19 protein-coding genes are annotated in these 19,680 nt (G+C 41.9%); all 19 read right to left on the bottom strand.

Annotation, left to right across the window (positions count from 1 at the left end; genetic code table 11):
- Positions 1 to 55: 55 nt before the first annotated feature.
- Positions 56 to 4,555 (bottom strand): PolC-type DNA polymerase III, encoded by a 4,500-nt coding sequence (locus BN3456_RS14020; protein WP_089985092.1) that lies wholly within the window; start codon positions 4,553 to 4,555, stop codon positions 56 to 58.
- Positions 4,543 to 5,604: a flavodoxin-dependent (E)-4-hydroxy-3-methylbut-2-enyl-diphosphate synthase gene (ispG, locus tag BN3456_RS14015; RefSeq protein WP_089985091.1), complete on the bottom strand. Its 1,062-nt coding sequence runs from the start codon at positions 5,602 to 5,604 to the stop codon at positions 4,543 to 4,545. The genes BN3456_RS14020 and ispG overlap by 13 nt, the downstream gene beginning before the upstream one ends.
- Positions 5,605 to 5,677: 73 nt before the next feature.
- Positions 5,678 to 6,136 (bottom strand): hypothetical protein, encoded by a 459-nt coding sequence (locus BN3456_RS14010; protein WP_089985572.1) that lies wholly within the window; start codon positions 6,134 to 6,136, stop codon positions 5,678 to 5,680.
- 113 nt (positions 6,137 to 6,249) lie between these two features.
- Positions 6,250 to 6,759, bottom strand: a complete 510-nt coding sequence (locus BN3456_RS14005; RefSeq protein ID WP_089985088.1) for a COG2426 family protein — start codon at positions 6,757 to 6,759, stop codon at positions 6,250 to 6,252.
- Positions 6,756 to 7,838 (bottom strand): histidinol-phosphate transaminase, encoded by a 1,083-nt coding sequence (gene hisC, locus BN3456_RS14000; protein WP_089985085.1) that lies wholly within the window; start codon positions 7,836 to 7,838, stop codon positions 6,756 to 6,758. The genes BN3456_RS14005 and hisC overlap by 4 nt, the downstream gene beginning before the upstream one ends.
- A 13-nt stretch (positions 7,839 to 7,851) precedes the next feature.
- Positions 7,852 to 9,039 (bottom strand): pyridoxal phosphate-dependent aminotransferase, encoded by a 1,188-nt coding sequence (locus BN3456_RS13995; protein ID WP_089985082.1) that lies wholly within the window; start codon positions 9,037 to 9,039, stop codon positions 7,852 to 7,854.
- Positions 9,040 to 9,052: 13 nt separating this feature from the next.
- Positions 9,053 to 9,952: a DUF2156 domain-containing protein gene (locus BN3456_RS13990; protein ID WP_089985080.1), complete on the bottom strand. Its 900-nt coding sequence runs from the start codon at positions 9,950 to 9,952 to the stop codon at positions 9,053 to 9,055.
- A 56-nt stretch (positions 9,953 to 10,008) separates the two neighbouring features.
- Positions 10,009 to 11,745, bottom strand: a complete 1,737-nt coding sequence (locus BN3456_RS13985) for an ABC transporter ATP-binding protein (RefSeq protein WP_089985570.1) — start codon at positions 11,743 to 11,745, stop codon at positions 10,009 to 10,011.
- A gap of 29 nt (positions 11,746 to 11,774) precedes the next feature.
- Complete coding sequence (locus tag BN3456_RS15985; protein WP_176699212.1) at positions 11,775 to 11,912, bottom strand: hypothetical protein; 138 nt, start codon at positions 11,910 to 11,912, stop codon at positions 11,775 to 11,777.
- Complete coding sequence (locus BN3456_RS13980) at positions 11,905 to 12,108, bottom strand: restriction endonuclease (protein ID WP_347458072.1); 204 nt, start codon at positions 12,106 to 12,108, stop codon at positions 11,905 to 11,907. Before BN3456_RS13980 ends, BN3456_RS15985 begins: the two co-directional genes overlap by 8 nt.
- Complete coding sequence (locus BN3456_RS16650; RefSeq protein WP_347458071.1) at positions 12,105 to 12,515, bottom strand: hypothetical protein; 411 nt, start codon at positions 12,513 to 12,515, stop codon at positions 12,105 to 12,107. The genes BN3456_RS13980 and BN3456_RS16650 overlap by 4 nt, the downstream gene beginning before the upstream one ends.
- A 91-nt stretch (positions 12,516 to 12,606) precedes the next feature.
- Entirely contained in the window at positions 12,607 to 12,978 is a 372-nt protein-coding gene (locus BN3456_RS16645; RefSeq protein WP_347458070.1) for a hypothetical protein, read from the bottom strand.
- Positions 12,975 to 14,009: an SNF2-related protein gene (locus BN3456_RS16640; protein ID WP_347458069.1), complete on the bottom strand. Its 1,035-nt coding sequence runs from the start codon at positions 14,007 to 14,009 to the stop codon at positions 12,975 to 12,977. Before BN3456_RS16640 ends, BN3456_RS16645 begins: the two co-directional genes overlap by 4 nt.
- 20 nt (positions 14,010 to 14,029) lie before the next feature.
- Positions 14,030 to 14,209 (bottom strand): helix-turn-helix domain-containing protein, encoded by a 180-nt coding sequence (locus BN3456_RS13970; RefSeq protein WP_089985078.1) that lies wholly within the window; start codon positions 14,207 to 14,209, stop codon positions 14,030 to 14,032.
- A gap of 557 nt (positions 14,210 to 14,766) precedes the next feature.
- Positions 14,767 to 15,843: a peptide chain release factor 1 gene (prfA, locus tag BN3456_RS13960; RefSeq protein WP_089985072.1), complete on the bottom strand. Its 1,077-nt coding sequence runs from the start codon at positions 15,841 to 15,843 to the stop codon at positions 14,767 to 14,769.
- Between the two features lie 33 nt (positions 15,844 to 15,876).
- On the bottom strand, positions 15,877 to 16,746 hold the full coding sequence (gene prmC / locus BN3456_RS13955) for a peptide chain release factor N(5)-glutamine methyltransferase (protein ID WP_089985070.1): 870 nt from the start codon (positions 16,744 to 16,746) through the stop codon (positions 15,877 to 15,879).
- A gap of 2 nt (positions 16,747 to 16,748) precedes the next feature.
- Positions 16,749 to 17,744 (bottom strand): DUF1385 domain-containing protein, encoded by a 996-nt coding sequence (locus BN3456_RS13950; RefSeq protein WP_089985067.1) that lies wholly within the window; start codon positions 17,742 to 17,744, stop codon positions 16,749 to 16,751.
- Between the two features lie 70 nt (positions 17,745 to 17,814).
- A complete protein-coding gene (rpmE, locus tag BN3456_RS13945) occupies positions 17,815 to 18,015 on the bottom strand; it encodes a 50S ribosomal protein L31 (RefSeq protein WP_089985065.1) in 201 nt (66 codons plus the stop codon).
- A 115-nt stretch (positions 18,016 to 18,130) separates the two neighbouring features.
- Positions 18,131 to 19,480, bottom strand: a complete 1,350-nt coding sequence (gene rho / locus BN3456_RS13940) for a transcription termination factor Rho (protein ID WP_089985062.1) — start codon at positions 19,478 to 19,480, stop codon at positions 18,131 to 18,133.
- Between the last annotated feature and the right edge of the window lie 200 nt (positions 19,481 to 19,680).

The raw sequence follows: 19,680 nt of genomic DNA, 5'->3' as shown, positions 1-19,680 counted from the left end.
CCATAAATACTAAGCTCGAAAACACCTTGCCAAGTAAGAGCATTATATCACACCCCTACACAAAATCAAACAAGGATAACTGGTTGCTCTGAGGCAGATTGCCGAACAGCCCCAGATCAGCCATAAAATCGATGACTGTCTTACTGACTTTTGTGCGCTGACGGAAATCGTCCAGTGAAAGATAGGGCCCGTCCTTGGATGCTTCTTCCACTGCCTCTGCCGCCTTCTCTCCCATTCCTTCAATGCTGGACAAAGGCGGCATCAGTTTACCGTCTATAATCTGAAATCTGGCTGCCTTTGCCTTGTAAATATCCAGGGGAATGAATTCAAAACCTCTGGCATACATTTCCTGAACAATTTTCATATCTTTCATTACATCCTGCTCCTTGTTGCTGAGAGAATCTGCTCTTCTCTTATAATCTTTTATATAATAGTTCAATTTTTCTTTTCCCTGACACATAATTTCATAGGAAAATGCATTGGCACGGATTCCAAAATACGCCCCGTAATATGCCAGCGGATAATTTATTTTACAGTAGGCAATGCGATAAGCCATCATAACATAGGCTGCCGCATGTGCTTTGGGGAACATGTAGCTGATCTGCTTGCAGGACCAGATGTACCAGTCAGGGACATCTTTCTCCTTCATAGCTGTTTCCCACTCAGGCTTCAAACCTTTTCCTTTACGGACGCTTTCCATAATTGTAAAGGAGAGTGCACTGTCTACCCCCTTATTAATCAGGTAACTCATGATATCATCACGGGTACAGATGCAGGTGGAAATCGTAGCCTTTCCAGATTTTACCAGTTCCTGCGCGTTGCCCAGCCACACGTTGGTGCCGTGGGACAGACCGGAAATCCTAATCAGATCAGAAAGAGTCTGTGGTTTCGCATCCTGAACCATCTGAATAACAAAATCAGTACCAAACTCAGGTATCCCGAGACAGCCCAGTTTACATCCGTCAATATCCTCCGGCTTAATCTTCAATGCACTAGTATCATGGAATAAAGAGAGAACATCTTTATCGTCCAGCGGAATATTCGTTGCAATAAAAGGATTATCCTTATTGTACTCATTATCCATTGCATCCGATGTAATATATTCCTCTAATGTGCGTATCATCGTAGGATCATCATGCCCCAGAATATCCAGTTTCAGTAAATTATGGTCAATGGAGTGGTAATCAAAATGTGTTGTAACAATGTCCGTTTCCATATCATTGGCCGGATGCTGCACCGGTGTAAATTCGTTAATATCATGTCCGTGGGGAAGTACCACAATTCCTCCCGGGTGCTGCCCGGTACTTCTTCTGATGCCTGTGCACCCCTGAGTGATTCTGTCAATCTCACATTTACGCTTTCTGTGTCCTCGCTCCTCATAATAATTTTTCACATATCCGAAAGCAGTTTTATCTGCCAGAGTTCCGATTGTTCCGGCCTTAAACGTATGCCCTTCTCCGAAGATCACTTCCGTGTACTTATGCGCTTTTGCCTGATAGTCCCCCGAGAAGTTCAGATCAATGTCCGGCTCCTTATCTCCCTTAAACCCAAGGAACGTTTCAAAAGGAATATCAAAGCCGGCTTTTATAAGCTGCCCGCCGCAGTCGGGACATACTTTGTCAGGCATATCAAAACCACATCCCCCCGCAAATGCCTTAACTTCGTCAGAATAGAAATCATTATAGTAGCATTTAGGACAGTAATAATGGGGACTTAAAGGATTAACTTCTGTGATTCCTGCCATAGTGGCTACAAAAGAGGACCCTACAGAACCCCGGGATCCCACCAGGTATCCATCTTCATTTGATTTCCACACAAGCTTCTGTGCAATGATATACATCACGGAATATCCATTGGATATAATAGAGTTCAGCTCTTTTTCCAGTCGTTCGGACACCGGCGCAGGCAAATCAGGTCCATATATTTCATGAGCTCTGTTATAACAAATGTCTCTTAAATCCTGCTCTGAATTCTCAATGACCGGGGGGCATTTATTTGGATTAATAGGTGATATCTTCTCAATCATGTTACAGATTTTATTGGGATTATCGATGACAATCTCTCTTGCCTTAGCCGCTCCAAGATACTCAAACTCTTCTAGCATCTCCTCCGTAGTCCGCAGATAAAGAGGCGACTGCTCGTCCGCATCATTAAAACCTTTTCCTGCCATAATAATACGTCTGTACACCTCATCCTCCGGGTCAAGAAAATGTACATCGCAGGTACCCACCACAGGTTTTTTAAACTTCTCTCCCAGCTCCACGATCTGCCGGTTAATATCCTGGAGATCCTCCATAGAATTGATGCTTGGATGTTTTGTGCTTTCCAGCATAAATTTATTATTCCCAAGAGGCTGAATTTCATAGTAATCGTAAAAATCAGCAAGCCGGGCAATAAATTCCGGAGACTTTCCTTCGAGAATGGACTGATACAGCTCTCCTGCCTCACAGGCGCTGCCCACAATCAGTCCCTCCCGATGCTTATTCAAAGCACTTTTGGGAATTCTCGGTCTTCTGCTATAGTAGGTAATATGAGATTGAGATACCAGCTGATATAAATTATATCTTCCAATATCATTCTGAATCAGAATAATCACATGATGAGTAGGCATTTTTCGGATTGCATTGGGATTCATATCTCCAAACTGGTTTATATCTCTTAATGTTGTAATATTCCGTTCCTTAAGCATTTGCACAAACTTTATAAATATTTCTGCTGTAGCCGCCGCGTCATCCACTGCTCTGTGATGATTTTCCAGTGAAATACCCAAAGCCTTTGCTACTGTATTCAGTTTGTATCTGGACAAAGCGGGAAGCAGCACTCTGGCAAGAGCCACCGTATCCACATAGACAAAATGAGGCGTGATATCCTGATACCTGCAGTTCTGCTCTATAAAACCAACATCAAACCCAGCATTGTGGGCCACAAGAACACCGTCCCCCACAAATTCGAGAAACTCCGGTAAAACAACCTCAATATCCGGGGATCCCATAACCATCTCATCTGTAATACTTGTAAGCTTTGTAATTTCAAAGGGTATCGGGCGTCTGGGATTTACAAATGTACTAAATCGGTCAACAATCTTGCCGTTTACAACCTTCACCGCTCCTATTTCAATAATTTTATCCTTTATAGCACTGAAACCGGTGGTCTCCAAATCGAATACAATATAAGTCCCACTTAAGTCCTCATCCCCGGCATTTACTGCGATATTCGTCAGATCATCAACAATATAGCCCTCCACACCGTAGAGAATTTTAAAAGGATCATCTTTATCCAGTGTCTCAATATAGTGATTGGCATCAGGAAAAGACTGTACCACCCCGTGGTCTGTGATTGCAATTGCAGGGTGCCCCCAGTCATGCGCTCTTTTTACAATATCTTTCACCTCGGAGACACCATCCATATCACTCATCTTTGTATGACAGTGGAGCTCTACCCGTTTTCTTGGACTTAAATCCTCTCTGGATACTGTAAAGTCACTGCTTTTTCTGATGCCGGTCACTGAGCCTATGGTCAGTTCACCGTCAAATTTATCAATCGTTGTAATTCCTTTTATCTTAACAAAAACCCCCTTCTTAAGTTCTCCTAAAAGCTCCGGGAGCTGCTCGTTGCGGGCAAACATCTTCACTGTAATAGTATCCGTAAAATCACTGACGGCAAACAGGAGGATCGTCTTTTCATTTCTGATCTCCCTGGTATCAAAATTGATAATCTTACCGTGTATTGTAATTTCTCCCATTTCGCTGACAACCTGGTCCAGACTGATTGGCTCATCTTCAAAATTCTTTCCGAAAATAAGACTTGGATCATCCCCCTGCTTTAATGGTCTGTAAAATTCTTTTCTCTTAAATCCGCCTTTTTTCGCAGAAACATTTCTCTTCTCCTGAGTGCTTTGCTTTTTCTTCTCATCCTTTTGAGAAGAATCTGCATTTTCTGTCTGCAATTCCCCCCTCTGTCTTGCCCGGCGCTCAAAAATCGCATTAATTTCCTGCTGAACTCTCTGTTCATCATATTCGCGTTCCTTATCATCCTGGCATTCCAGGCAGGAAACACGGATGTCTATTTTCATATGAAATCTTGTTCGAAAGATTTCATGGAGAAGATCAACAATGTACTCTCTTTTGCCTTCGGCTACTATGGTATCATTCATTTCCAGATATAAAATATCTGTACCCTCCATGTGTATTTTAGCCCGCTCAAACATATTTCCAGCCAGTACACTATGCTGCTTCAATTCCTGCACAATACTGTCATGGTATTCCATCATCAATGTACCGGGCGTATACTGTTCAGAGAGGATATACTGCTCGGCCAGTCGGATAGTAATTCTGACGTTTCCGAAGAGCTGCTCTTTAATCTTCTGCTCCATTTGCCATATATGCTTTTTTTGTATCAGATGTCTGCTGAGGATATGTACATTTAAAAAGTCATGTTGTGAGTTTGTGGAGATTTTCCGAACCTCCACATCCTGAAATAACATTTGTATGTCACCTTCCACCTTTAATGTGGGAAAGACATTGAAAAAAATCTTCTCGTTTCCTAGTTTTTCCAATTTAACAGCTCCTGTCGCAAAGTATCAAGAAGTTCTTCTTCTTTCACCCGTTTCACAATCTCACCCTTTTTAATCAGCAGTCCCATGCCGTCTCCGCCTGCAATACCGATATCTGCTTCCTTCGCCTCCCCAGGTCCGTTTACTGCACAGCCCATGACAGCCACCTTAACATCAAGTGGTATGTCCGTTACCATGTTCTCTACCTGATTTGCAAGCTGTATCAAATCTATTTTTGTCCTACCACAGGTTGGACAGGATACCACTTCAATTCCACCTTTACGAAGGCCAAGATTCTTTAATATCAGCTTAGCAGTCTTTATCTCCTCCAAGGGGTCTCCTGTGAGAGAAACGCGGATTGTATTGCCAATTCCTTCATACAAAATAATACCCAGTCCTACGGAAGACTTTATGTTTCCCGAATATACAGTACCTGCTTCCGTAATACCCACGTGTAAAGGATAAGAACATCTGTCGGCAATCAATTCATGAGCCTTCACACACATCATTACATCTGAGGATTTGATGCTCACGACCAGATTTTCATATCCCATCTTTTCAATCATGGACACCTTATCCATAGCACTTTCTGTAAGTCCCTCTGCAGTGACGCCGCCGTATTTTTCGACAAGATGCTTTTCCAGAGAGCCGCTGTTGACCCCCACCCGAATGGGAACCTTATACTCTTTTGCCTTTTCCACCACTGCACGCAATCTTTCTTCATTTCCGATATTACCGGGATTAATCCGGATTTTATCAGCCCCATTTTCTATAGCGGCAATGGCAAGCCGGTAGTCAAAATGAATATCTGCAACCAGTGGGATATGAATCTTCCTGCGAATCTCCTTCAACGCCAGTGCTGCATCCATTGTAGGCACTGCACAGCGTATAATCTCGCATCCTGCCGCCTCCAGCTTCAATATCTGTGCCACAGTGGCCTTAACATCCTCTGTTTTTGTGTTCGTCATAGACTGGACTGCAACCGGATGGTTTCCTCCGATTATCACATTCCCTATTTTTATTTCCTTTGTGTTCTCCCTTAAAAGACCCATAGCCACACTTCCTTTCTCCGGTATGTTTCCCCTTATGAAAGAATAAACAGGGAACGTCTTCCCTGTTTACCCATTACTTCTTAACGAAGACCATCTTTTCTCCGTATTCCCTGTCTGTCAGAATTAACTGTTTGTTCTCGATACTGTAATCAAAGGTGCCTTCCATCTGGTTCGCCGCTGATTCTAAAGTATCCGCGGTTACGCTGTCGTCTGAATCTTCTGCAGCCTCCCTTAGTGCTTCTTCTGAAACATTTATTGTAAATGTCTTTGTCTCCTTGTCAAGATTGTATTTTGTCACCACAGACACTTCTGCGTCCTCATACTCTTGCGGCCATTCGAGCTCCACTTTGCCATCTCCCCGGATGGTCATTACCAAATCAGTGTCTTCGCTGCTCCATTTGCCTTCCAATGGATTGGCCATAAAAAACTTCGTTATGAAAAACGCAGCTATGCAGATAATCACCACTGTAGAAACAGCCATTATTATTTTCCAGATCTGATTTCTTTTTTCCTCACCATTTATTTCATTCATGAATCTTCTTCCCTTCTTTAATTCCTTATTATACGAACTTTCCCCCACTGTGTCAACGGATATGCATTTACAGTGAAGGATATTTAAAAAGTCTAAATAAAGAAAGGAAAAACTCATGCAAATATGCCTCCGATTATTCCATAAGACAGGATGGTCATAATAATCGCCGCCATAAGGACTCCAAGCGCAATGGCGAAAAATGCTTTTTTGAATCGAATGCCCAAAAGTGCAGCAATCAGTGCCCCTGTCCAAGCTCCCGTACCGGGAAGCGGAATTCCCACAAAAATCAGGAGCCCCCAAAACTCATATTTCTCAATGTTAGCGCTTTTACTCATGGCTTTTTTTTCAAGTTTTTCCACCATGGGCTTCAACTTTTTTGTACCTTTCATCCAGTCAAGAACCTTTGTGATCAACAGTAATATAAAAGGAATCGGCAGCAGATTTCCAATAACGCAAATGGGTATCGCCTGCCATTTTTGCACATCTAAAAAGGCCGGGCCGGCAGCAAGCAGTCCTCCCCTAAGTTCCAAAATGGGGACCATAGAAATGATAAAAACAATTAGTTTTTTGCCTACCTTGCCGCCCAAATTTACGATAAACCAATTCATTAAAGCATGACTCATTGATTATAATCCCCCTGTTTCCCTATATATCTCTTCAAAGACTCAAAAAGTATTTTCATCTCTTCTCTTGTTCCCATCGTAATCCGCAGATACTGTTCTATCCTTTCACTGTCCCAGTGTCTGACATAAATATTTTCTCTCTTTAATGCCCGGAACAGTTCTTCCCCACTGTAATCCGGGTGTGCCGCAAATATAAAATTGGCCTTTGAATCAGGGAACTGAAAACCAAGATGATGCAACTCTTCTTTTGCCCATTCTCTTGTATCCATAATCTTCGCAGTTGTTTTTTCGAAATATTCTCCATCTTTTACTGCCTCAACTCCGGAAACTAAAGAAGGCAGATTCAAAGTATAAGAGTTAAATGAATATTTTACGTCATTTAAGCACTTAATCAATTCAGGACTCCCGATTGCATAGCCTACTCTCATACCTGCCATGGATCTTGCTTTTGAGAAGGTCTGCACGACTATGAGATTTTGATGTTTCGGCAAAAGCTCCAGTGCGGACCTGCCCCCAAAATCTATGTAGGCTTCGTCCACAATTACGGCCACGTCCTGATTGTGATCCAGAATGTCCTCTATGAACTCAAGATCCTCATATATAGCTGTAGGCGCATTGGGGTTTGGAAATATGATTCCCCCATTGTCACTGTAATAATCCTCTCTTTGTATGCGAAATTCTCTGTCAAGTTTTGGACATTCATACGAAATACCATAGAGTTTGGCCCATACCTTGTAAAAAGAATATGTTATATCCGGGAACAATATAGGTCTTTCGGAGTTAAAAAACGTCAGAAAACACATTGCCAGAACATCATCGGAACCCACACCCACAAACACTTGATTGCTTCCTACATGATAATAGTCTGCCAGTACATCCACCAGGTCTTTTGCCGCCGGATCCGGGTACAGGCGGAGACGGTCATATGCCAGCTCCCGCAACACTTTTTGCACTCCCGGTGCAGGCGGATATGGATTTTCATTGGTGTTTAGCTTAACAACCTTATTCTGCGGCTGCTCACCGGGTACATAGGGCTCCACTTGCCGGATATTTTTCAGAAGGTCTACATTTAACTTCATTTGCCGCTCCCATCTATTTATACTCTGCTGCCAGCTCCGCAAATTTCGGCAGAGAATTTACGATTGTTTCATAAGATACACAATAAGCCAGACGGACATACCCCGGACATGCAAAAGATGATCCCGGAACAATAAGAATATTGTACTTTTTAGCTGCAGCGCAGAATTCCTTCTCATTCTCGACAGGAGATTTCATAAAAAGGTAAAATGCTCCTTCAGGTTTGATACATCCAAACCCCAGTTCTTTTAATCCATTGTATAGGGTCTCACGATTTCTGTTGTAATAAGAAATGTCAGTCTTTACATTGAGACACTTCTTCACAATCTTCTGTTGCAGAGTTGGTGCATTGACAAATCCAAGGATTCTGGTTGCCACGTTCGCCGCATCCATAAGCTTGTCACTGTCGGCTGCCTCATCCGGTATAACCAGATAGCCAATCCTCTCTCCCGGAAGTGACAAAGATTTGCTGTAGGAATATCCTATCACTGTATTTGCATAGTATTTCGTCAGGTAAGGAACTTCAACACCGTCATAAGCCAGTTCTCTGTACGGTTCGTCTGATATCAGATAAATTGCTGTGCCGTACTCTTCCTGCTTTTTCTCCAGAATTGCCGCCATCTTTTTGATGGTTTCTTCAGAATATACGACTCCGGTCGGATTATTTGGAGTGTTCACAATAACAGCTTTTGTCTTGCAAGTTATTTTTGTCTCAAACTCATCAAGCTTTGGCTGAAAGTTATCTGTGTCCGGAGATATCTCTACAAGCACACCGTCATAATTATCGGCATAACTCCTGTATTCGCCGAAATAAGGTGCGAAAGCAATAACCTCGTCACCCGGGTTCAACAGGGATTTTAAGATTACGTTCAGGCCTCCTGCTGCTCCCACTGTCATGGTAATATTTTTCGCCGCAAAATTCGTCCGGAATCTGGCATTCAAAGACTCTGCCACAGACTGCCTTACATCCTGGTAGCCCGCATTACTATTTGTATAGCCGTGAAGTACAACCGGATCTTCTTCATCAAATATCTGCCGGACCGCATCTTGGACTGCCTTAGGTGCCGGCACGTTCGGGTTTCCAAGACTGAAATCATAGACTTTATCTGCCCCGTAAATTGCAGCCAGACGGTTGCCTTCTTCAAACATAGCACGGATTGCAGAACTATTTGCGACCATATTTTCCATTTTCTTTGAAATCATTACATTTCCTCCCTTATTTTCTGGTAACAATTCCTTTTTCCACCATAAAGATCGGTTTATATGAAAGTTTTGCTTTGCGCAGACCCGCCGCTCCGGTATCATCCTCACGATTCACATATTTATATCGGCCCACGCATTCGTGCTCCACAAACTGCTGGTTAATCATGGCATAAGCTCCCTGTGCATCAGTAAACGCCTTCTCGATATGGACGACAAATGTATCGTCGCATATGGCTTCTCCGATTGTAAATGCGACAATCTCGCCGCTTATCCGCAGAATGCCTCCGACTTCTCCCAATTCTTTATACAAACGGAGCGAATTGAGAGTTACACTCATTTCTGCATTCTTTTCCGGGTCGTCATCGACATCATTGAGATTCCGCCACTTTAAAGCCATCTGAAAACACTCTTCCAGGTTTGTATCGTTTAAAGGCTCATAGCTCCAATCAGAGTACAATGCTTTGAATTTATTGAGATGATTTCTTTTACTGTGCAGTTTCTTTCCTGATAATGTAGAAAGTTTCTCTGCATCATAAACATAATCTGCCGCATCACGAACATACTTTACCCGGAATTTTCCCGGATACCACCCGTCAAGCTGTGTGAAAAACTCTTTAGTTACATGGTAAAGCTTAAAAGGATACCCCTGCTCTTCATTATATTTCATAAGGAACTCCAGTGCACTTTTTACACACTGTGGTTCTCCGGCCGGATAGGTAAATGCCGGTCCGGCCTCTTCATCCTGGAACACGAGGGTGTCCTCTATAATTGCATACTTTACTTTATAAAATCTGGACCAGAGAAATACATTGCTAAAGGTTCTTTCACAGCTTCTGCTGGGAGCTTTGTTAAAATAGGTTGTGATAATATCTTTGTCCTCCAATTCAGGTCTTTTAAAATTTATTTCCTCCATGCTTATCCTTTCTATGTCTCCTTTCTTAGATTTTGTTAGTATACCATACTTTTCATTTATTTGACAATATTTGCATCATAAAGCCCTGCATAGATACCTCTTTTTTCCAGCAATTCTTCATGGGTTCCCTGCTCTGCGATTCCATTTTCGGTCAGCACAAGAATCCGTCCGGCGTTGCGTATAGTAGAGAGGCGGTGGGCAATGACAAATGTTGTTCTATTTTTTGACAGGCTTTCCATAGACTGCTGAACAACATGTTCGCTTTCATTATCCAGTGCAGATGTGGCCTCGTCAAAAATAAGGACCTCCGGATTTCTTAAGAATACCCGGGCAATGGACAGTCTCTGTTTTTGGCCGCCTGATAGCTTTACACCTCTTTGGCCCACATCTGTATCATATCCTTCCGGAAAGTCCATAATAAACTCATGGGCATTTGCGTTTCTGGCTGCCTTGACTACCTCCTCATCTGCAGCCCCCGGTTTTCCATACCTGATATTGTCCATTATACTGCCGGCAAACAGGTAAACATCCTGCTGTACAATTCCGATATGGCTGCGCAATTCATCAAGTTTAATATGGCGGATGTTTGTTCCGTCCAGATAAATTCCGCCTTCCGACACCTCATAAAATCTTGGAATCAAACTGCAAAGCGTAGTTTTCCCCACGCCGGATGGCCCTACAAGAGCAATATAATCTCCTGCTTTCACTTTCAGATTCAAGTTATCCAGCACTTTCTTATTTTCATCCTCATAATAAAAGGAAACTTTCTTAAACTCGATATTCCCTTTTACTTCAGACAGCGAAACTGCATCAGGCTCGTCTGCAATATCCGGTGCGATGGACATAACTTCCAAAAATCTTTCAAAGCCGGAGTAACCATTTTGGAACTGTTCTGTAAGGGCCACAAGTTTCTTTACAGGATCTGTAAGATTATTAATATATAGCAGGAAAGTAATCAAATCTGTCACGGCAAGTCTTCCAGACAACATCATTCCCACCCCGGAAATTAATACGACAACTGTAATCATAGTGCTCATGGCGCCAAGACCGGAGTTGTAAACAGCCATATATTTATAACTCATTTTCTTCGCCTTTACAAAATTATCGTTCCCGATTTTGAACTTTTTCATTTCTATGTTTTCATTTGCGAAGGATTTTACTACCCGGATACCAGAAAGGCTGTCCTCAATCTGGCTGTTGATTTCCCCAATCTTTTCCCTGTTTCTTTTAAAAGCAACCTTCATTTTTCTGTTAGTATAGGATGCAAAGATTACCATAAGCGGTATAAATATAAATGCGACAAGAGTAAGTTTGACATTTACGGTCAGCAGGATAACAAGTGAACCCACCATTTTAATAACAGATATCACCAGATCTTCCGGCCCGTGATGAAGTAGTTCGCTAATGTCAAACAGATCACTTGTAATTCTGGAAAGCAAGTGGCCGACCTTCTGGTTGTCATAAAAAGCAAAGGTAAGCTTCTGATAATGTCCGAAAATATCCCGGCGCATATTTGCTTCCATCTTTGCCCCCATAATGTGCCCAAAATTTGCAATATAAAAGTTACAGAACATTTCCAGGGCTACCAGCCCCAGCATAACCGCTCCCAGCAACAGAACTGCCTGTCTCGCCTGAGATGCTCCGAAATAAACAACTTCATTGGTAATGTACCTGACAATCATGGGAATCACCAATGTCACCGCTGCCCCCAGTATGGCAAATACCATATCACTGTAAAACAGCCCCTTATAGGGCTTGTAATAAGAAAATAATTTTTTTAATTTTTCTACCATATCCATTTCCTTTTTTTCTGTCGTTTGTGTCATAGATAACATATTACCGCAATTTCAGCCTGATTGCAAACCCCCTGCGGCAATATCAACAGGGGGTCATGTATTCTTGTTCTCCAATTAATATAGGCTGTTTTTTCAATTTCATCGTAATCAAATATCTTATCCATGTTTCACTTCCTTGTTGATAGAATTCATCACATTCAAAAGATTCTGGTAGCTGTCTACATCGTGGTAAACTACATTGTCAGTTGAAATCTCATTAAATAATTTTCTTGCACATGAAATTTTTGCTTTCTCTATAGGTCTTAGTTCAAGCGTCTCCATTGTACCTTTTGTCTCAGCTACAAAGAAAATATGTTTCACAGTTCCCTCATTAAATGCAATTGCCCAGTCTGGCGATCTAAGATTTCTTTATCTTTCTCCAGCTCATGTCTCCATGTCTTATAATCCATATCTGCAAGGTCTATCTTGACTTTTTTACCAATTGCAAAGATATCATCATTCTGGTCGTCTTCATCAAAATCTGATTCCCTGATATCTGATATGTCTTTCATTGATAAAGTTATCCTCTGAGCACTCTTTTCAAAATTATTAATCCTCGTTATCGTATCATCAATCAAATCCTTAATACGAGTGAGTGTAAGCCTGAACGAATACACTGAACTCTCCATACGCTTCATAAGATTGATTGCAGTAAGTCTTCTGATTCCCTGCTCACGTCCTGATTGTGTAAGTCCACCCTTTACGTGTTTAGAATCATATAAATCCATATACTTTTCCATCTTACTTGGCAGTATGTATAATGTAGGTGTGTATATGCATAATTCCAGTAGACTCAACTGCTCGAAGATTTCATTATAATTAATTACGGTATCTAAGTCTGTTAAACTTGCTTGTGGTTCTGTCCTCTGGTTCCCACTTGCTCCATGTATTAAAAGCTGTCTGTGCCTGCTTAAAGATATCCTCCATACTTCTGCTTGTATTGAGTTTTGCATCCATAACAGTGCTTTCGCCTTCATAGGCAAGTGCAATCTGATTCTTTAAATCTACGAATCTATTATTAACTGGTGTTGCTGACAGCATCAGAACCTTCGTTTTAACACCTTTTCTAATTACTTTATTGAGCAGTTTCAGGTAACGATTTTCTTTGTCACCATCTTTGGAAATCTTACCTCCATTACGGAAGTTATGGGATTCATCAATCACGACCAAGTCATAATTACCCCAGTTCAATCTGTCCAAATCCAAGCCATTTGACTGACCACTTCCCTGCTCAAATCAGTATGGAACAATACATCATATCTCATTCTATCTGCGGCAATTGGATTATTCATATAATTATCTTTATATGTATTCCAGTTATTAGCCAGTTTCTTAGGACACAGAACCAGTACAGATTTATTCCTGTTCTCATAATACTTCATCACTGACAATGCTGTAAAAGTCTTACCTAAACCTACACTATCAGCAAGAATACACCCATTATACTTTTCAAGTTTATTTATGATTGCAAGTGATGCATCCTTCTGGAAATTATAAAGTATATTCCAAATCTTGCTATCTTTAAAACCAGCAGCCTCATTTGGCAGAACGTCTTCTGACACATCTTCTAGGAATTCATTGAAGATATTGTAAAGGGTAACAAAGTATATGTAGTCAGAAGAATTCTCATTATAGACTGTGGTAATGCTGTCTATCACCTCATCTCTGACCTCTTGTAGCTTTGCTTTATCCGACCATATCTGTTCAAATAAAGAGATGTATGCCTGACTCATTGAAACATCTGTCTTCTGTACCATATAGTACGCATTATTACCCCTCTCACATCCGAGGTCAACAGTGGTAAAGCCATTTAGCGGCATATAACTCTTATCATCAACGTTCATAAATCCCATCATATTCTCATTCGTAATATTGGATTTAAATACTGCTTTTTGTTTAATCCACTCAGCACATTCTTTGGCGATTGCCTTCTGTGTCATTTCATTTCTTAGCTTTACCTCAAACTCAGAACCATATAAACTACGTTCTCTGGTCTGGCGTGGAATATAGAACTCTCTTTTTTCTCTCTTCGCTTTTTCCTTAACAAATGTAGGCGCAGTGAAAATAAATCGCAGTTCTTTCACATTCTTAAGTTGCTTCTTCAGTTCCTGAAATGCATAGATAGAAAAGCAGGCGGCTGCAATAGATACCTTGCTTCCTTTTTCAATTTCTTCTGACAAATCATCCTTTAATGTCTTAGAGACATTGTCTATCAGTTCCAAGAAATGCACCTTCCTTCGTATTATTTTTCGCTCTTCTTTTTAAGCCTTCCATCTTCAGGTTTCTTTGCATCTGATGGTATGAGCCACATCTTGCCTTTCTTGATAGCTCCTTCAATGCGACCCTCTGTGCATAATGTGCCTATTCTTCTGGAAGAAATATTCCATTCCTTTGAAATTTCTGTTGTTGTTGAATATTCCATTCTTAATACCTCTCATTCAAATCTCACAACTTCAAGTACTGTTTCTCTATTATAGTCCGTTATCGGAATAATCGCAATAACAATATTGCCAATATCGTCTCTTTCTGAGCCTATTCTGGCAAACAAAAAGAAGGCTATCTCTAACCTTCTCCAATCAACTAAATATCGTCTAAATTATTTCAATCCCTCCTGTTCTTTTTCCACTGTCTGACTTTTCCTGCCGGATATTTTTCCCATTGTTCTTCAAGTGATTACTAAGGGCAAAGCCAAGTCTTGCAAAGGCATAATTAATATTCTGAGCAAAACTGGCTGACCGCGTATTTGTTACCAAAACTGTGGACGGGCAGGCGTATGGTGCTTGGATGTGCTGAATAATTACGCATTTATTACCACTAGCTGCAAGTATGTCAAGCTTCAAATTTAGGGGGTGACAGTGTGGCAATCCTTTATAGGTAACAAAAAGACGAGCTGTTAAGGTATCAATGCTCGTCTTTTATCGATTTCTATTCAATTTATTATTTTACTATTTTCCAAAGAATCCAGTAAAATCAAGGGTTCTAGGCGTTATCTTCCATGTTGCTTAACTTCTTCGCTTGGTCTGCAGCGATCAGACTGTCTATGATCTCATCAAGATCTCCGTTGAGCACTGTATCCAGTTTGTGTAGTGTCAGCTTGATGCGGTGATCTGTGACTCTTCCCTGGGGGAAATTGTAGGTTCTGATTTTCTCGGAACGGTCTCCCGTTCCAATCTGGCTTCTTCGTGCCTCAGCCTCTGATGCCTGCTTCTTTTCCATTTCCAGATCATACAGCTTAGACCGTAGCAGACGGAAAGCTTTGTCCTTGTTCTGAAGCTGCGACTTTTCTGTCTGGCTGTAAATGACAATTCCTGTTGGATAGTGTGTCAGACGCACTGCCGAGTCCGTTGTATTGACGCACTGACCTCCGTTTCCTGAAGCACGCATAACGTCGATGCGAATATCCTTATCATCAATCACAACGTCCACTTCTTCTGCCTCCGGCATGATTGCTACCGTAACGGTAGAGGTGTGAATCCTGCCGCCGCTTTCTGTCTCCGGAACCCGCTGCACACGATGAACACCACTTTCATACTTGAGACGGGAATAGGCCCCGTGGCCCGAAATCATGAAAACACACTCTTTAAATCCGCCAATTCCATTTTCATTCAGAGAAATCATTTCAATTTTCCATCTGCGGCCCTCTGCATAATGTACATACATGCGGTAAATTTCCGCCGCAAACAGGGCAGCTTCATCTCCGCCAGCACCTGCACGGATTTCTACAATAACATTTTTATCATCGTTAGGGTCTTTTGGCAGGAGAAGAATCTTCAGTTTTTGTTCTAGTTCCAGGGCATGGCTCTTGGAAGCACTTAATTCTTCCTTAGCCAGCTCCCGCATCTCTTCATCGGACTCTTCTTCCAGCATGGAAAGACTATCCTCAATATCCTGTTTGCTCTGTTTATATTCTTTATATGCCTCCACAATTGGAGTTAAATCGCTCTGCTCTTTCATCAGCTTCCGGAAATGTTCAGGATCATCAGCCACACCAGGCTCCTGCAGCTCTCCCATCAACTCCTCGTAGCGAATCAATAGATCCTCTAGTTTATCAAACATCTTTCTCTATCCTTTCCTGCGTTCACGTTACCGTTATTTATCATACACGCCAATGACAACCCGGTCAAGACCTGACAAATCCTTTTTTACAGTGACCTCCCGATATCCCCAAAGGGACATCAAAGACTGCACCGCCTCTCCCTGATCGGCTCCAATCTCGAACAGCAGATGTCCGCCTTTGGTGAGATATCTGCCGGATGCCTCTGTGATTTTTCTATAGAAGTACAGACCATCTTCTTTCCCGTCAAGGGCCAGAACAGGATCATGATACTTTACTTCTTCCTGCAGAGTCTCTATAACATTGGTTCTAACATATGGTGGATTTGAAACGATCATCTGATAATGACCTGTTACCTGTTGGAACAAATCGCTAAGGCAAAACTCTGCCGGAATATGAAGTGTTTCCGAATTTTTTGAGGCAACCGCTAAAGCCTTTTCAGAAATATCTATCCCTATTCCTTCTATGTGAACCTTTGTCGATTTTTCAACATACTGCAAGATACTGAGCAAGATACATCCTGACCCGGTACACATATCCAATAGCCGAAACATTTCTCCTGTTTTTGCCGCCGTTGTTTCAATAAGCTTCAGAGCTTCCTCCACAAGCACTTCCGTGTCCTGCCTTGGAATCAGTACATCTTCATTTACCTGAAAATTAAGGCCCATAAATTCCTGTATACCTGTGATATGCTGAAGAGGAATATGCTGTGCCCTTATCTTTATACAGGCAAAATATTTTTCTTCCTCATCCGGAGTCAGGGCCTTTTCCGGCATTGCATAATACATGGCAAGACCAATCTTACTTATATACTCCAAAAGAAGCTGTGCGTCCAAATCCGCTTCTGAAATGCCTGCCTCTTTAAGAATACGGCTTCCCCGCTGCCTGGCTTCCTTAATCGTCATATCTACTGTCCTCCGGCATCCGCCTCAACCGGTATTGGTGCGCCGGCGTTTTCACTCCCGGATTTTTCCTGCAGGCTCCCAAAATTTTCTGCCTGATATGTCTTCCAGTCAAATACAGCCTCCACTGCACAGATTGCCACCTCAATCATGCTGTCGTCAGGTTCACTTGTGGTCATATTCTGTATCCACATACCCGGCTTACTTAGCAAATTAATCCAGTAATTGTCGCTGCTTCCCGCCAGCCTGATCAGCTCATAGGATACTCCTGCAATCAAAGGCAGAAGGACAACTCTGAGAATAACTCTCATAATTTGAGAATCGGCCGTAATAAAAAAACAGAATAGAATACTTACAATCATGACAAAAAACAAAAAACTAGTTCCACAGCGTTTATGCTGTCTGGAACTTTGACGAACATTGTACACATTCAAGTCAAGTCCGTGTTCAATACAATTAATGCACTTATGCTCCGCGCCGTGATACATAAACGTCCTCTGGATGTCTTCCATCCTTGATATCAGCAGGATATATCCCAGAAAAATTGTAACCCGAAGAATTCCCTCAACAACAGTGATCATACCCCTGGAGGTAATATGCTGTCTTAGGACATTACTGAGAAAATAGGGAAGAATCATGAAAATACCGACCGCAAGAACAACTGAAAATGCAACAGTCAAGTGCATAATTCTCTTTTCCTGTTTTTCCTTCCTTGCAATATCCGCCTCTGTCAACTTCTCCTTAGCTTCTTCTTCGTCTTCGAAAAAGCTGGCTGAAAATGTGAGTGTCTTCATCCCCAGCACCAGAGAATCAACAAAATTAAAAACGCCCCGTATAAAAGGTATTTTTCTCAGAGGCTTCCAGGGAATCACACTGTGGTATTCCTGCACATTAATTTCAATTTCCTTGTTAGGTTTTCTGACTGCCACAGCGTACTGATCCTGATTTTTCATCATAATGCCTTCCAGCACTGCCTGACCGCCTATATTCGATGATTTCATGCATCCTCCTGTCTTTCTATAGCAGAAAAAGAGGCTGAGATATCTCACCTCAGCCTGCCATCACTCATTCTTATTTCATGCCATATTTCTTGTTGAACTTATCAACACGTCCGCGAGCCTGGTTAGATTTCTGCTGGCCAGTATAGAACGGATGACATTTAGAACAAATTTCCACATGAATGTTTTCATTTGTTGAACCTGTTACAAATGTATTTCCACAGTTGCAGGTTACTGTTGCCTGATGGTATTCTGGATGGATTCCTTCTTTCATGATTTTCACCTCTCTATTTTCAAATTTACTTACACTCTTTAAACAGCTCTATTATCATATCATAGGATTTTTTGTTTTGCAAGTTTTTTCGATTATATTGTGATAACAGTTCAGCTTAGATGAACTTTTTTCTATTTACCATCTGAACCAGTTCTCCATTATTTTTCGTCTGTGAAAACATATTTAGCAGATTATCTACCGCTTCCTCCGCTTTCAGGCCGTTCATAGCTCTGCGGATGATATAGACTGCTTCCTGTTCTTCTCTGCTAAGCAGAAGGTCTTCTCTTCTCGTCCCTGACTTTGGAATATCAATTGCTGGGAACACTCTCTTCTCCTGCAGTTTCCGATCCAGCACCAGTTCCATATTGCCAGTTCCTTTAAATTCCTCATAAACTACATCATCCATCTTGCTTCCTGTCTCTACAAGTGCTGTTGCAAGAACCGTCAGGCTTCCGCCTTCCCGCATATTTCTGGCTGCTCCGAAGAATCGTTTTGGCATATACAGGGCAGCTGGATCAAGACCTCCGGAGAGAGTTCTTCCTGATGGCGGCACAGTCAGGTTATAAGCGCGTGCAAGCCTTGTGATACTGTCTAAGAGAATCATAACGTCCTTTCCGTGCTCGACCAGACGCTTTGCCCGTTCGATTACCATCTCAGATACTCTTTTGTGGTGCTCCGGGAGCTCATCGAAGGTAGAATAAATCACTTCCACGTTGAGGCCTGCAATGGCTTCTTTGATGTCTGTCACCTCTTCTGGGCGCTCATCAATCAAAAGAATCAGCAGATGCATATCAGGCTCCCTTTTCTGAGCGGAAAGGGCCACCTCCTTTAATAAGGTTGTCTTTCCTGCTTTTGGCGGAGATACAATCATGCCTCGCTGTCCTTTACCTATGGGGGAAAGTAGATCCACGATTCGCATCGCTGTAGTGCAGCCCGGTGTCTCCAGACGAAGGCGCTGATTGGGGAAAATAGGGGTCAGATCTTCAAAGTTGTGTCTTTTGGCTGCTTCTGCAGGTCTCATACCGTTAATCGTAGAAACATACAGCAGTGCACTGAATTTTTCTGACTGTGTCTTAACTCTTGTGTTTCCAGCTATAATATCCCCTGTCTTCAGGTTGAACCTGCGGATCTGGGACGGTGATACATATACATCGTTCTCTCCCGGCAGATAATTTTCACAGCGGATAAAGCCATAGCCATCTGGCAGCACTTCCAGTATCCCGTTGGCAGCATTGCCACTGTCCAGCTGTTCAATATCAGTGCCTTCCTTCTTCTCCTTCAATTCCTCTTTTACTTCCTCTTTTGCTTCTGCTCTTGCTGCTTCCATACTTTCTTTTTCGTCCTGAGCCAGCATGGCATCTATCAATTCACCTTTTTTCATGGTAGATACGCCCTTCATTTTCCGGGCTTTTGCTAAATCTTTCAACGTAGCAAGGGGCAGAGATTCATATTTTTCTCTTGTCATACAATATATTTCCTTTCCTGTGAAACCATAATATAATTTTCAAAACTGTTTTAATATAATGTTAAATATCGCGGGAACCTAAGCCTGAAGTGACTTGTCCGAATTTAGGTGAAAGCCTAAAGCTTCATAAAACATCAATGGAATCTGCTATTAGTATACATCATCTTTTGAAAAAAGCAAAGTTTTTTCGTGCAATCTCT

This window comes from Clostridium sp. C105KSO13 (genome assembly GCF_001517425.1).
Taxonomy (GTDB): domain Bacteria; phylum Bacillota; class Clostridia; order Lachnospirales; family Lachnospiraceae; genus Muricomes.
This window is presented reverse-complemented; position numbering and strand designations above follow the sequence as displayed.